Origin of the sequence: Kribbella sp. NPDC023972 (assembly GCF_040639075.1) — a bacterium.
In the GTDB taxonomy this organism is placed as follows: Bacteria; Actinomycetota; Actinomycetes; order Propionibacteriales; family Kribbellaceae; genus Kribbella.
Genome location: NZ_JBEZZH010000001.1, coordinates 1,007,532 through 1,021,232, shown reverse-complemented (window position 1 = coordinate 1,021,232; position 13,701 = coordinate 1,007,532). Strand labels below are relative to the sequence as shown.

13 protein-coding genes and 2 pseudogenes are annotated in these 13,701 nt (G+C 68.5%); 9 read left to right on the top strand and 6 right to left on the bottom strand.

The window, feature by feature from the left end:
* Positions 1–30 precede the first annotated feature (30 nt).
* From AB0F43_RS04645 to AB0F43_RS04635, 3 genes are all read right to left on the bottom strand, one after another.
* On the bottom strand, positions 31–1,164 hold the full coding sequence (locus AB0F43_RS04645; RefSeq protein WP_360470591.1) for a hypothetical protein: 1,134 nt from the start codon (positions 1,162–1,164) through the stop codon (positions 31–33).
* On the bottom strand, positions 1,161–1,688 hold the full coding sequence (locus AB0F43_RS04640) for a SigE family RNA polymerase sigma factor (RefSeq protein ID WP_360470590.1): 528 nt from the start codon (positions 1,686–1,688) through the stop codon (positions 1,161–1,163). Before AB0F43_RS04640 ends, AB0F43_RS04645 begins: the two co-directional genes overlap by 4 nt.
* A gap of 209 nt (positions 1,689–1,897) precedes the next feature.
* Complete coding sequence (locus AB0F43_RS04635; protein ID WP_360470587.1) at positions 1,898–2,797, bottom strand: hypothetical protein; 900 nt, start codon at positions 2,795–2,797, stop codon at positions 1,898–1,900.
* Positions 2,798–2,923: 126 nt separating this feature from the next.
* On the opposite strand from AB0F43_RS04635, the gene lepA reads away from it, so the two are divergent.
* Genes lepA through AB0F43_RS04615 form a run of 4 tightly spaced genes read left to right on the top strand, consistent with a single transcriptional unit; the run spans position 2,924 to position 7,629 of the window.
* A complete protein-coding gene (gene lepA, locus AB0F43_RS04630; protein ID WP_360470584.1) occupies positions 2,924–4,810 on the top strand; it encodes a translation elongation factor 4 in 1,887 nt (628 codons plus the stop codon).
* 16 nt (positions 4,811–4,826) lie between these two features.
* On the top strand, positions 4,827–5,738 hold the full coding sequence (locus AB0F43_RS04625) for an aminoglycoside phosphotransferase family protein (protein WP_360470581.1): 912 nt from the start codon (positions 4,827–4,829) through the stop codon (positions 5,736–5,738).
* A 44-nt stretch (positions 5,739–5,782) separates the two neighbouring features.
* Positions 5,783–6,409 (top strand): MOSC domain-containing protein, encoded by a 627-nt coding sequence (locus AB0F43_RS04620; protein WP_360470578.1) that lies wholly within the window; start codon positions 5,783–5,785, stop codon positions 6,407–6,409.
* On the top strand, positions 6,406–7,629 hold the full coding sequence (locus tag AB0F43_RS04615; protein WP_360470576.1) for an MFS transporter: 1,224 nt from the start codon (positions 6,406–6,408) through the stop codon (positions 7,627–7,629). The genes AB0F43_RS04620 and AB0F43_RS04615 overlap by 4 nt, the downstream gene beginning before the upstream one ends.
* Here the strand turns inward: AB0F43_RS04615 and AB0F43_RS04610 are convergent.
* The 3 genes and pseudogenes from AB0F43_RS04610 to AB0F43_RS04600 all read right to left on the bottom strand — a co-directional run.
* Positions 7,608–8,363 carry an IclR family transcriptional regulator gene (locus tag AB0F43_RS04610; RefSeq protein ID WP_360470573.1) on the bottom strand — a complete coding sequence of 252 codons (756 nt, stop codon included), beginning with the start codon at positions 8,361–8,363 and terminating at the stop codon, positions 7,608–7,610. The genes AB0F43_RS04615 and AB0F43_RS04610 overlap by 22 nt on opposite strands.
* A 19-nt stretch (positions 8,364–8,382) precedes the next feature.
* Positions 8,383–9,139 (bottom strand): annotated as a pseudogene (locus AB0F43_RS04605) (SDR family oxidoreductase).
* Positions 9,136–9,300: pseudogene (locus AB0F43_RS04600) on the bottom strand (5-dehydro-4-deoxy-D-glucuronate isomerase); the annotation flags it as partial. The pseudogenes AB0F43_RS04600 and AB0F43_RS04605, both read right to left, overlap by 4 nt.
* Before the next feature lie 37 nt (positions 9,301–9,337).
* Between AB0F43_RS04600 and AB0F43_RS04595 the strand changes: the two are divergent.
* The 5 genes from AB0F43_RS04595 (at position 9,338) to AB0F43_RS04575 (ending at position 13,599) form a co-directional block, all read left to right on the top strand.
* Positions 9,338–9,490 carry a hypothetical protein gene (locus AB0F43_RS04595; protein ID WP_360470572.1) on the top strand — a complete coding sequence of 51 codons (153 nt, stop codon included), beginning with the start codon at positions 9,338–9,340 and terminating at the stop codon, positions 9,488–9,490.
* A 51-nt stretch (positions 9,491–9,541) separates the two neighbouring features.
* Positions 9,542–9,727 carry a tautomerase family protein gene (locus AB0F43_RS04590; RefSeq protein WP_360470570.1) on the top strand — a complete coding sequence of 62 codons (186 nt, stop codon included), beginning with the start codon at positions 9,542–9,544 and terminating at the stop codon, positions 9,725–9,727.
* 95 nt (positions 9,728–9,822) lie between these two features.
* Positions 9,823–10,857, top strand: coding sequence for an aspartate-semialdehyde dehydrogenase (locus tag AB0F43_RS04585; protein ID WP_360470567.1), 1,035 nt, complete (start codon positions 9,823–9,825; stop codon positions 10,855–10,857).
* Between the two features lie 57 nt (positions 10,858–10,914).
* Positions 10,915–11,502 carry a class I SAM-dependent methyltransferase gene (locus AB0F43_RS04580; protein WP_360470565.1) on the top strand — a complete coding sequence of 196 codons (588 nt, stop codon included), beginning with the start codon at positions 10,915–10,917 and terminating at the stop codon, positions 11,500–11,502.
* A 261-nt stretch (positions 11,503–11,763) separates the two neighbouring features.
* Complete coding sequence (locus AB0F43_RS04575; RefSeq protein ID WP_360470562.1) at positions 11,764–13,599, top strand: long-chain fatty acid--CoA ligase; 1,836 nt, start codon at positions 11,764–11,766, stop codon at positions 13,597–13,599.
* Positions 13,600–13,701: the final 102 nt, after the last annotated feature.

Below are 13,701 nucleotides of genomic sequence, written 5' to 3'. Positions count from 1 at the left end.
CGCCAGTCGGGCGGCCGCCCTCGCACCATGTCAGGGCTGCTGCAAGGTGATGTTGGCTGCGTCCTTCACCAGCAGCGTGCACGCACCCGTGGCGACGTCACAGCGGTAGAGCTCCCGGGGGATTTGTCCTATGCCGTCCTCGGGTTGGGTGAGCGCCAGCAGGTGCGTCGCGTCCTCGAAGACCGGCTCCGGCCAGTCCAGCATCTGATCCGGCAGTTGGAGCTTGGTCACCTTCCCGGTGCCGACGTCGATCGCGACCTTCTGCAGGCTGTGGATCATGGTCCGACCGTCGGGCGACAGCACCGGGTACAGCTGCGCTACGCCCTGGTCGCAGTACTCCCGCTGGACCTCGACGTTCGTTCCACGCAGCATCCCGGCCTTCAGACAGCGGTTCTGACCGGCCCTGGTCGACAGGACGACGTTGTCGGCGGCGCCAGGGACCGCCAACGCACCGTCGAAGGCGGGCGCGGAGACGGGCTGCGGCTGGCCCGATCCTGGCTGCCAGACGAGCAGTTGGGGTTTGTTCGTCTCGTCGTGCCTCATCCAGATGCCGGCCTTGTTCCAGCCCATCACGAGCGGCACTCTCGCCTGCACCGGGGTGCTCGCAAGCTCCCGGCCGGTCCGCACGTCGATGACCACGAGACGGCCCTTCTGGTCGGCCCGGCGAGCCACCAGCACGACCTTGCTGCCGTCAGGTGATGGCACCGGCCCCGTCCCGCGAGGCGGGCCGATCGGCCGGAAGGAGCCGTTCGGCAGGAGAATGCCGGCCTGCGTGATCCGGTTTTCCGGCATCTCGAGCGCCAGCCAGCCACCGCCTACCCGGCCGCGGAAGTAGCCATCCGACCGGAATTTGACGCGGACCTGCTGCTCGCCGTCGTGCAGCGTGGTCACGCGGTTCTCCGTCACCGTGTACGGAATCCGCGGAGCCTCGCCCGACACCGGTCCAGGTGGGCCGGCGGGGTCGGGCTGGGTGGGTGAGAGGCGGGTCAGGAACGACGCTGCGAGCACGAGGACTGCGGCGATGGCCGCGGCGGCGAGGATCACGGGCCAGCGACGGCGGTGGGCGGGGCCGTCCGTCTCGAGGTCGAGGCCAGGGGCGTTGTCGGGGACGGTGGCGGCGGTGGCCTGCAGGTAGTCGCGCAGGCGGGTCTCGGTGTCGTTCATCGGAGTTCCTTCAGCCTGTCGGTCAGGGTCGCGATCCCGCGCGAGGAGGTGGACCGGGCGGTGGATTCGCTGATCCCGAGGTTCTCGGCGATCTCGGCGAACGGGAGGTCGAAGTAGTAGCGCAGTACGAGGACCGCACGGGTCCGGGTGGGAAGGGCACGCAGCGCCTGCCGAACCTGCAAGCGGTCTTCGCCGAGTACGGCCGAGCTCTCGGCGGACACGTTCGGCGCCTCGTGGGGTGGGGTGTGGAGCCGGGCGACCTTGCGGCGGCGCAGGACCGAGCGGCTGCGGTTGAGGACGGCTGTGCGCAGATACCCCAGCGCCTTGCCGGAGTCCCGCAGCGGCCAGTGCCGGTACAGGTCGGCGAAGGCCTCCTGTACGACGTCTTCCGCCGCTTGCCGGTCGTCCATCACCAGCACGGCCAGGCGGACCAGTCCGGCCCAGTGCCGCTGGTATAGCTCCGACACGGCTGTCCGCGCGTCGTCCGGCGCCAGAGCCCGGTGCGGGCCGCTGATGCTCACCATTGGATTCGTCACACCCCCAGAGACGCGTATCCTCCCAGAACGCTGCATCCCGGTGGGATTGGGTTCGTCGCGTCTGGATGGTTTTTGGGGGAAGAGTCGGTGTGGCTCCGCGGGAGGTGTAGCCCGGCTGGGGTGGATGACACACCGCCCCCGAGCCACGCACAGAAACCCGGTTGCCCGGTACGTCGGCACCCCGGGTTGCCCGGCGGCTATGTCAGCCGTTCGCGCACCCAATCGAGGTGGATGAGTGCGTGCCGGCGCTGCCAGGCGCGGATCGTCGGTAGGCCGGGTGGGTCGGGCTGAGCCGCGCCCCACCACAGACCGCCCGCGATGGCGGCCAGGAAGCCGGTGATGCCCACATCGTCCGGCAGCTCGGGCAGCGTCACCGACTCGCGCATGTCCGCCTGCAGGATCACCCTGTCCGCCCAAGCCGGCGCCAGCGCCGCGTGCGCCCAGTCGATGAACACCACGCGGTCCTCGGTCAGGATGACGTTGTCGGCGCGCAGATCCCAGTGCGCCAGAGCCTTACCCGCGGCCAACGCGTCCAGCCCGGTCCGGGCCAGCTGAGCCATCTCCTCCTCACGGCCCGCCACCCACTCCGGTACGTCGAGCCCGTCGGCGATCACGTTGTCCCACCGGCTCAGAAAGGACTGACTCCGGACTGCGGCGACCGGCGCGGTCGGCCACGGCGACGGGTCGAGCGCGGCGGTCAGCTCGGCAAGAGCGTCCAGCACGCGTACGGCCTCCTCGTGGAGCCACGGGTGGGGCGGCAACCGCCCTTCGATGTCCTCGAGGAGGAGGACGACCCAGTCGCCGTCGTCGTAGACGTCGTACAAGACAGGGGTCTGGGGGAGTTGCCCGCCGCCCCGCATGGCGGCGATCTCGTTGCGGAACAACGTGGGAGTGTCCGGGTTGAGCGACGTACCGACGGCCTTGACGAAGGCGCGGCGGCCGGAGGCGGTCACCACGCGGGCGGCGACGCCGGGGGAGAAGCCGCCCTGCTGGGTCGCGGCGGAGACGATCACCGACCCCAGCGCACGTTCCGCCCACGCCCGCACCCGAGCGGGCACCTCCTCGAAGGGCAACCGGACCCCAGCAGCATGCGCCATGCGTCCCAACGGTAGGTCCCCAGCGCCCGGGCCGCCCGGGATTTTCAGTTCCGTTGGCCCCGCATGGGATGATTGACCGGTTGACCAGCAAGAACCGCAAAGACCGAGACGAACTGGATCCCCTCCGTGCCCGTTGGCCCCACGACCGTGCCGCAGCCGGGTCGTACCGACCCGTCGCTGATCCGGAACTTCTGCATCATCGCCCACATCGACCACGGCAAGTCGACGCTGGCCGACCGGATGCTGCAGATCACCGGGGTGGTCGACGACCGCTCGATGCGGGCCCAGTACCTCGACCGGATGGACATCGAGCGGGAACGCGGCATCACGATCAAGTCGCAGGCGGTCCGGCTGCCGTTCGCGCCGAAGCCCGACTCCCCGGGCGGTCTGCTCGCCCCGGACGGTACGACGTACATCCTGAACATGATCGACACGCCCGGTCACGTCGACTTCACCTACGAGGTGTCGCGGTCGCTGGAGGCGTGTGAGGGTGCGGTGCTGCTGGTCGACGCGGCGCAGGGGATCGAGGCGCAGACGCTGGCGAACCTCTACCTGGCGCTGAACGCGGACCTGCACATCATCCCGGTGCTGAACAAGATCGACCTGCCCAGCGCCCAGCCGGAGAAGTACGCCGCCGAGCTCGCGCACATCATCGGCTGCGACGCGTCCGACGTACTGAAGGTGTCGGCGAAGACGGGTGAAGGCGTCGAGGAGCTGCTGAGCGAGATCGTCGCGCAGGTCGAGCCGCCGAAGGGTGTCAAGGACGCACCGCCGCGGGCGCTGATCTTCGACTCGGTCTACGACACCTACCGCGGCGTGGTCACCTACGTCCGGGTGGTCGACGGCGAGCTGACCCATCGGGACCGGATCAAGATGATGTCGACCGGCGCGGTGCACGAGATGCTCGAGGTCGGAGTGATCTCGCCGGAGCCGATGAAGTCGCCGAGTATCGGGGTCGGCGAGGTCGGCTACCTGATCACCGGGGTGAAGGACGTCCGCCAGTCCCGGGTCGGCGACACCGTCACCGCGGCCGTGCGCGGCGCGACCGAGCCGCTCGGCGGCTACAAGCATCCTCAGCCGATGGTGTACTCCGGGTTGTTCCCGATCGACGGTGACGACTACCCGACGCTTCGTGACGCGCTGGAGAGGCTGCAGCTGAACGACGCGGCCCTGCAGTACGAGCCGGAGACCTCGGGTGCGCTCGGGTTCGGGTTCCGCTGCGGCTTCCTCGGCCTGCTGCACATGGAGATCGTCCGGGAGCGGCTCGAGCGTGAGTTCGACCTTGACCTGATCTCGACCGCGCCGAACGTCGTCTACCGGGTCGAGATGGAGGACGGCAAGGAGTATGTCGTCACCAACCCGAGTGAGTTCCCGGAAGGCAAGATCGCCGAGATCTACGAGCCGGTGGTGAAGGCGACGATCCTGAGCCCGAAGGACTTCATCGGCGTGATCATGGAGCTGTGCCAGGCCAAGCGGGGCAACCTGCAGGGCATGGAGTACCTGTCCGAGGACCGGGTCGAGCTCCGCTACACGCTGCCGCTGGCCGAGATCGTCTTCGACTTCTTCGATCAGCTGAAGTCCAAGACGAAGGGCTACGCCTCGCTCGACTACGAGCCGACCGGTGAGCAGGCCGCGGCGCTGGTCAAGGTGGACATCCTGCTGCAGGGCGAGCAGGTCGACGCGTTCTCGGCGATCGTGCACCGCGACAACGCCTACTCGTACGGCGTCGCGCTGGCCGGCAAGCTGAAGGAGCTGATCCCCAGGCAGCAGTTCGAGGTGCCGATCCAGGCCGCGATCGGGTCCCGCATCATCGCCCGCGAGTCGATTCGCGCGATCCGCAAGGACGTGCTGGCCAAGTGCTACGGCGGTGACATCACCCGCAAGCGCAAGCTGCTGGAGAAGCAGAAGGAAGGCAAGAAGCGGATGAAGATGGTCGGCCGGGTCGAGGTCCCGCAGGAAGCCTTCATCGCCGCGCTCCGTACGACGGAAACGTCGGAAAAAGCCAAGAAGTAGTGAGGGCCGAGGAGTAGTGCCGGTCGAGATCCCAGCGGACTTCCTGGTCGTCGCGTCGCGGGGTCAGGACTGGGCGGACTGGCTGGACCGGTTGCCGCGGCTGACCCGGGAACTCGTCGACGAGTGGAGTCTGACGGTCGACGGTACGACGTCGTACGGCAACTGCGCCTTGGTCGTGCCGGTGACGACGGCGGACGGGCAGCCGGCCGTGCTCAAGGTGCAGTTCCCGCACTGGGAGGCGGAGACCGAGCACCTCGCGCTCCGCGACTGGGGTGGGAACGGCGCGGTCCAGCTGCTGCGCGCGGATCCGCGCCGGTTCGCCTTGCTGCTGGAGCGGTTGGAGCCGCGCGACCTGACCACGATCGACGCGATCGAGGCGTGCGAGATCGTCGGCGCAGCCTACAAACGACTGCACGTCCCGGCCGGTCCGCAGTACCGAACACTGTCCGGCGAGCTGAAGCGATGGGTCGAGCGGTTCCGGCAGCTGCCCGCGTCGGCACCGGTCCCGCATCGCTACGTCGAGCAGGCGATCGCGCTCGCCGAGGACTTCAGCACCGACCCGGCGTGTGACGGCAGGCTGATCCACACCGACCTGCACTACTTCAACGTGCTCGCCGGCGTCCGCGAACCCTGGCTGGTGATCGATCCCAAGCCGCTGTCCGGCGACCCGCACTACGAGGTCGCGCCGCTGATCTGGAACCGCTGGGACGAGGTCGTTGCCTCCGGCGACCTTCGGTTCGCGGTCCGGCAGCGGTTCTACGCCGCGATCGACGCCGCCGGGCTGGACGAGGAGCGCGCCCGCGACTGGGTGATCGTCCGGCAGATGCTGAACGTCTTGTGGACGCTGGACGACGCCGGCACCGACGAGTCCCTGCCGCAGGACTGGCTGACCCGAAACATCGCGATCGTGAAGGCCATCCAGGACTGAAAAACTCAGTAGTGCCGTGGCCCGAATCAACCGATGATAGGGACATGCGGCTGCTGACGGTGAATGTGGTGGAAGATCTGATCCCGGGTCCCAAGGAGACCGGACTCACCGCCATCGACAAGCGTCCACAGCCGGGGCGGGTGGGGGTCGGCGAGTTGGGGCTGGCCGGCGACTCGGTGTGTGACACCAAGAACCACGGGGGTCCGGACAAGGCGCTCTACGCGTACGCCGAGGAGGACGCACGGTGGTGGGCGGCCGACCTCGATCGGGATATCCCGGCTGGGTTGTTCGGTGAGAACCTGCGCACCGAGGGGCTCGACATCACCGGTGCGCTGATCGGTGAGGTCTGGCGGATCGGTCCGGAGGTCGAGGTGATCGTCCGGTATCCGCGGACGCCGTGTGTCACGTTCCAGCACCGGATGCAGCTCGACGGCTGGATCAAGCGCTTCCACCGCGAGGGCCGGCCGGGCGCCTACCTGAAGGTGCTCAAGACCGGCGCAGTCGCCGCCGGCGACCCGATCGAGATCGTCCATCGCCCCGCCCACGAGGTCACCGTCGGCGAGATCTTCGGCGCCCCGGACCCGGCCCGGATGCGCCAGATGCTCAACTCCGGCGTCGATCTCGCTGACGAGATGACCGCCCTGGCTCACCGCGTCGCCGCCCGCTCGTGAGGGGCCTGCTGCCGGCACCTGGTCCACTGCGGCCGCTCGCTCTCGCCACCCTGCTGAGCCGGGTTGGCAGCGGGCTGCTGATGACGGTCAGCGTGCTGTACTTCAACCGGATCATCGGGCTCAGCATCGCGCAGGTCGGCCTTGGGCTCACTGTCGCAGGGCTGTTCGGTCTGTTGTCGGCGGTGCCGATGGGACATCTGGCCGACCGACGTGGTCCGCGCACGTTGTTCGTCGTACTCAGCCTCATGATCTGCGGCGTGAGTCTGCTTTACCTGCTCGTGCAGACGTTCTGGCAGTTCCTCGTCGTCTCCATCGTGCTCACCGTGATCGACCGGGGCGCGGGCGCCGTGCGGGCAGCGTTGATCGCCGCGATCACCCAAGGGGCGGATCGGGTCGCGGCTCGTGCCTATCTGCGGGCGGTCACCAACATCGGCATCATGGCCGGCGCCGGGATCGGTGCGTTCGCCTTGCACTTCGACACCAGTACGGCGTACCGCGCGATGTTCGTGCTGGACGCCGTACTGAGTGTCGTCGCTGCATGCGTCGTACTGGCCATCCCACGGGTCGCGCCGCAGCCGAGGACCGACGAGGGACCGGTGTGGGTCGCGCTGCGCGATCGCGGGTACCTCGCGGTGGCCGCACTCAACGCGGGGATGTCGATCCACTACGCCGTACTGGACGTCGCGATCCCGCTGTGGGTGGTCGATCACACCGATGCGCCGCGCTGGACGGTCGCGTTGGTGATGATCATCAACACCATGGTCGTCGCGCTCTTCCAGGTGCGCTCATCCCGAGGTGTGGCCGATCCGACGACGGCGGCACGGGCGACCAGGACCGCCGGGCTGTTGCTGATGGCATCGATGGTGTTGTTCGCGTCCGCATCGGCTGGTGATGCGATAGTCGCGGTCGCGTTGCTGGCGGTCGGCGCTCTGGTACAGGTGTTGGGGGAGTTGCTGCAGTCGTCGGGCTCGTTCCTCCTCGGCTTCGACCTCGCCGCCGACCACGCGCAGGGCCAGTACCAAGGCGTCTGGAACACCAGCATGTCCGTCAGCACGATGGTCGCGCCGACCGTCCTCGCCCTCCTCCCACTGGGCCTCGGCGTCCCGGGCTGGATCATCCTCGGCGTCTGGTTCGCGGTGATCGGGGCGCTGTTCGTCCCCGTCGTCCGCTGGGCCGCGGCCCGTCGTACCCAACTCGGTCAGTTGGTGGGTTCGCGGTAGCCCAATGCCGCGGAGATCTTGCGGGCGGCCTCGATCGCGGCGGGTGCCATCAGGGCGACCTGTGCGATCGACTGCTCCAGGGACAGCGTGGAGATGCTGACAGCGGCGATCGCGGCGCCGGTGTGGTCGTGGATGACGGCGGCGACGCAGCGGATGCCCGGCTCGTTCTCCTCGTCGTCCAGCGCGTACCCGCGGGCCCGTACCTGGGCCAGATCGGCCTTCAACGCGGCCGCGGTTGTATGCGTCAGCGGCGTGCGAGCCGGCAGACCCGTTCGGGTGATGTGAGCGTCGAGCGCCTCGTCGTCCTTCTCCGCGAGCAGTGCCTTGCCGATGCCGGTGCAGTGCAGCCAGAAGGCCTTGCCCACGCGTGATGGCATCCGGTACGGCTTCGGGCCGTCGAGTCGGGCGACGTAGATCGCCTCGTCGCCGTTCAGCAGACCGACATGCACAGTGCACCTGGTCTGAGCGACCAGGTCGGCGAGCACCGGGCGAGCGACCGTGACGAGGTCGACATTGGTGAGTGCGTGACCGGCCAGCCGCAGCGCCTTCGGGCCCGGGTGGTACGAACCGTCCTCGGCCTGCGCGACGAACTCGTGCTCGACCAGGGACGCCATGATCCGGTGCACGGTCGACTTGGCCAGACCGGTCGCGTTGACGACGTCGGTGAACCGCGAGTGTTCCAGGACGGCGTCCAGCACCATCAGCGTCTTGTCGATGGCCGAGGGCGAACTCATGTCGGTCATCCTGCCACTTCTATCTGGCCAGCCAGCCACCGTCGACCGCAAGCACGTGACCGTTCACGTACCCGGCCGCCGCCGAGGCCAGGAAGACCGCGGCGCCGACCACGTCGGCCGGCCGCCCCCAGCAGCCGGCCGGGATGCGTTCCCGGATGGCCGCTTCGCGACGGGGGTCCGCGCGCAGGTCGGTGGTGTTGTCGGTGCTGATGTATCCGGGCGCGATCGCGTTCACCCGGACTCCGGCCGGACCCCATTCGTTGGCCAGCGCCCGGGTCAGCCCCGCGACCGCGTGCTTGCTCGCAGTGTAGGCCGGAATTGATCCCGCCCTGGAAACTCAGCAGCGAGGCGATCGTGACGACCGCACCGGAGCCCCGCTCGACCATCGCCGCGCCGATCGGCCGGGTGACCGCCCAGGTGGAGTTGAGGTTCACGTCGATCACGTGCTGCCAGTCGGCGGTCGTGGTCTCGGCCGCCGGCGCGCGCCGGATCGTGCCGGCGTTGTTGACCAGGATGTCGATTCGTCTCGACCGGGCCAGTTCGATGGCCGTCGCCTCGACCGCGGCCGGGTCGGCGAAGTCGGCGACGACCATGGTTGCCTCGCCGCCGCTCTGCTTGATCGCCTCGAGGGTGTCTTCGAGTGCGGCGTCCCGGGCCATCAGGATCAGTTCGGCGCCGGCTGCGGCGTACCCGGCCGCGATCGCCGCGCCGATACCCCGCCGGGCTCCGGTGACGAGCGCCGTACGTCCGCGCAGGCTGAACTGGTCAGCCGTCACCGCAGGTCCCGTACGTCGACGCCGTCCATGTCGGTGAACGCCTGGTTCTCGCCGGCCATCGCCCAGACGAAGCTGTACGACGAGGTGCCCGCGCCGGAGTGGATCGACCAGCTCGGCGAGATCACGGCCTGCCGGTCGGTGGTCTGGGCGATCGTCAAGTGGGGTGTCGAGTCCACCGACACCACCCTGGTCGTCGCGTTGCCCTTGGCAACTTCCTTGCTGGTGTACGTCGGTCTCGGCCTGCTCCTGCCGGAACGCCGCCCGGAGGTCGACGAGCTGGTCAACTCGCTGAACAGCGACCCCGACGAGACCGACGAGGTCGCGGCGAGACGGGCGGCCGCGGTCGGCTGATTCCTGGAACACTGTCCCGTGACACAGAACTACTGACCTGGAGTGACTTCTATGCCGAACATCACCGTCGAGCTCCTGTCCGGCCGCACCCTCGACCAGCGCCGCGAGTTCGTCGCCGCCGTGACCGAGTCCGCGATCTCGATCCTGAACGCCAAACGCGAGTCCGTCCGCATCGTCTTCACCGAGATCGAGACCACCGACGTGGCCAACGGCGGCGTCCTGGTTGCCGACGCCTGACGGGCTGGACCGCGGCCTGGCCTCTCTTCCGCCCCAGCGAGGCCAGGCCGCCGCATGCTGAAACTCGGCGGCTCCGCGAGGGCTGAGCTATTAGGGTGCACAGCATGCGAGTAGGAGTGTTCGGAGCCACAGGTCAGGTCGGTAGCGTCATGCGGGAGCTGCTCGTCGAGCGGAAGTTCCCGGTGGGCGAGATCCGGTACTTCGCGTCCGCGCGCTCGGCCGGGACGAAGCTCCCGTTCGGCGACACCGAGATCGTCGTCGAGGACTCCGCCACCGCTGACTTCACCGGGCTCGACCTGGCCCTGTTCTCGAACGGGAAGACGGCGTCCAGGGAGTTCGCGCCGAAGGTGGCCGCCGCGGGGGCCGTGGTGGTCGACAACTCGTCGGCCTGGCGGATGGATCCCGACGTACCCTTGGTCGTCTCCGAGGTGAACCCCGGCGACCTCGAGAATCTGCCGAAGGGCATCGTCGCCAACCCGAACTGCACCACCATGGCCGCGATGCCGGTACTCGCTCCGCTGCACCGCGAGGCGACCCTCACCCGGTTGATCGCCGCGACGTACCAGGCCGTGTCAGGGTCCGGCGGCGCGGGTGTCAGCGAGCTCGAGGATCAGGCTCGCGCCCTGGTCGAGACCGGTGGCCGGCTGGCCCGCGGTACTGACGGTGTCGCGCTGCCCGAGCCGAAGGTGTACGCCGGGCCGATCGCGTTCAACGTGCTCCCGCTGGCCGGCTCGATCGTTGCCGACGGCACCGGTGAGACCGACGAGGAGCAGAAGCTGCGGAACGAGAGCCGCAAGATCCTGCACCTCCCGGACCTGCCCGTCGCCGGTACCTGTGTCCGGGTCCCGGTCTTCACCGGTCACTCGTTGAGCATCCACGCCGAGTTCGCCGCGCCGATCACGCCGGAGCGCGCGACCGAGCTGCTCGCCGACGCTCCGGGTGTCGCCTTGGCCGACCTCCCGACGCCGCTGCTCGCAGCCGGTCAGGACCCGTCGTACGTCGGTCGCATCCGCCAGGACCAGTCGGTCCCGGACAACCGCGGCCTCGCCCTCTTCATCTCCAACGACAACCTCCGCAAGGGCGCCGCCCTCAACGCGGTGCAGATCGCAGAACTCCTCGCCCAGCGCTGACTTATCTCGATGTCAAGAAGGTTGACATCGAGAGAGTAGGTGCAGCACGATGCCTGCATGGATACCGGGACCATGCAGGCCTATGACAGCGGCGCCGTCGAGTACGCCGAGGACTGGGAGACCCAGCCCGCCGGCACGGACCTCCAGGAGCTCGTCCGCAGGTACTTCACCTCCGGGCCGACCGCGGACGTGGGCTGCGGCAGCGGACGCGACGCGGCCTGGCTGACCGCGAACGGTTTCCCGACGGTCGGATTCGAGCCGTCCGATGGTCTGCGCGCGGAGGCTGAACGCCGGCATCCGGAGGTCGAGTTCCGTCCGGCGGCGTTGCCTTCGCTCGACGATGTCGCAGCGGGAAGCTTCGTCAACGTGCTGTGCGAGACGGTCCTCATGCATCTCGAGCCCGCGACGGTCCCGGCCGCCGTACGACGTCTGGTCGACATCCTGACGCCGGGCGGTGTGCTCTACCTGACCTGGCGCGTGTCAGCAACGGATCAGCGTGACGACGCCGGCCGGCTCTATGCGGCGGTCGATGCCGCGGTGGTCAAGGACGCGCTCGGTGATGCCGAGTGTCTTCTCGACGAGGAAGTCACCAGCGCAAGCTCGGGAAAGACCATCCAGCGCCTCGTGGTGCGGAAACCTTTCTGAGTCCCGAGGCACTGGACATCCTCCAGGCGATGGACCCCCGACGCGGACGTGGTCCGACGTACGCTGGAGTAGCTTCGGCGCGGCGGTTGACGGCGCGCCCGGGCCGAGGGGTAGAACTGACAGTGAGACAGAGACCACTGGCCGTAGGTGCGCGTTGCGGAAACGTGATGGAGAAGGTGGGGGCCTGCGAGCGAGGGGCATAGTCAGCCGTGCCCACTTGCCATTACCCTCCGGTTACTTGACCCCCGATGGAGGCCAGAGATGAAGCCAGTCGCCGATGAGGGCCAGCTCGCGCTGCTCAGCAATCGCAAAGAGAACATGGCCATGATGTTCCTCGACCGGGTCGCCGCGACCCCGTCGCGCGAGGCCTTCCGCTACCCGTCAGGGGACGAGTGGAAATCCGCCAGCTGGCGGGAGCTCGACGAACTGGCGCGCCGCCGGGCTGCCGGCCTGGTCGCCCTCGGCGTTCAGCCCGAGCAGCGCGTCGCGGTCGCGTCGAGCACCCGGATGGAGTGGGTCGAGTGCTATTTGGCCGCCGTACTCGCGGCCGCCGCGACGACCACGATCTACCCGACCACGATGGCCACCGACGTCGCGTTCATCGTGGCGGACGCCGACGTACAGGTTGTGTTCGCCGAGGACGCGACCCAGCTGGACAAGCTGCGTGAGCACCGGTCCGAGACGCCCTCGCTGCAGAAGGTCGTCCTGATCGACGGCGAACCCTCGGCGGAGGACGCCTCGTGGGTCCTGTCGTTGTCAGCGTTGGACGAGCTCGGCGCGTCGTACCTGAAAGAGCACCCGTCGTGCGTGGACGAGCGGCTTGCCCAGATCCAGCCTGATCACCTGTGCACGCTGATCTACACCTCCGGCACCACCGGCCGGCCGAAGGGCGTCCGGCTGCCACACTCGGTCTGGACGTACGAGGGCGCCGCCGTGGAGGAGATCCGGGTGCTCAGCCCGGACGACCTGCAGTTCCTCTGGCTGCCGCTGTCACATGTCTTCGGTCAGGTGCTGCTCGCCGTACAGTTCCAGATCGGGTTCGCCACCGCGATCGACGGCCGGATCGACAAGATCGTCGAGAACGCGGCCGTCGTCCAGCCCACCTTCATGGCCGCGGCGCCGCGGATCTTCGAGAAGGCGCACGCCCGGATCGTCACCATGATGGAGGCCGAGGGCGGGATCAAGGCCAAGCTGTTCCACTGGGCCTTCGGGGTTGGCGCCAAGGTCTCCGCCCTGCGTCAGCAGGGTCGTGAGCCGGGTGGTGCGCTGGGCGCCCAGTACGCGCTCGCCGACAAGCTGGTCCTGTCCAAGATCCGGGCCAGGTTCGGCGGGCGGATCCGGTTCTTCGTCTCCGGCTCCGCGGCCCTCGACAAGAAGCTGGCCGAGTGGTTCCACGCGGCCGGCCTGCTGATCCTGGAGGGCTACGGCCTGTCCGAGACCGCGGCCGGCTCGTCACTGAACCGCCCCGGGCAGTACCGGCTCGGCAGCGTCGGCCCGATCTTCCCCGGCACCGAGGCGAAGATCGCCGAGGACGGCGAGATCCTCATCAAGGGCCCGGGCGTGATGAGTGGCTACCACAACCAGCCCGAGCAGACCGCCGAGGTGATCGACGCCGACGGCTGGTTCCACACCGGCGACATCGGCCACTTCCAGGACGAGTTCCTCTTCATCACCGACCGGAAGAAGGACCTCTTCAAGACCTCCGGCGGCAAGTACGTCGCCCCGCAGGTGATCGAGGGCCGGTTCAAGATGATCTGCCCGTACGTCGGCCAATTCGTTGTGCACGGCAACAAGCGCAACTTCGTCAGCGCGCTGGTCACCCTGGACCCGGAAGCGATCCAGGGCTGGGCCGCCGCGAACGGCCTGGCCGGCAAGTCGTACGCCGAGATCGTCAGCTCCGACCCGGCCCGCGCGATGGTCCAGGGGTACATCGACGAGCTCAACGCCGGCCTGAACCGCTGGGAAACCATCAAGAAGTTCACCATCCTCGACCGCGACCTCACCGTCGAATCCGGCGAGATGACCCCCAGCCTCAAACTCAAACGCAAACACGTAGAAACCCAGTACGCCGACCTGCTCGACAAGATGTACGACTAACAGCTTCTACCCGTCCACGCGCGGCTCCTCCGCCGCCGTGCTCTGCCGGTCCATCGTTGCCACGGAGCGCCGACCGTCGGTTTCCCGCCGACGGTCGGCTTC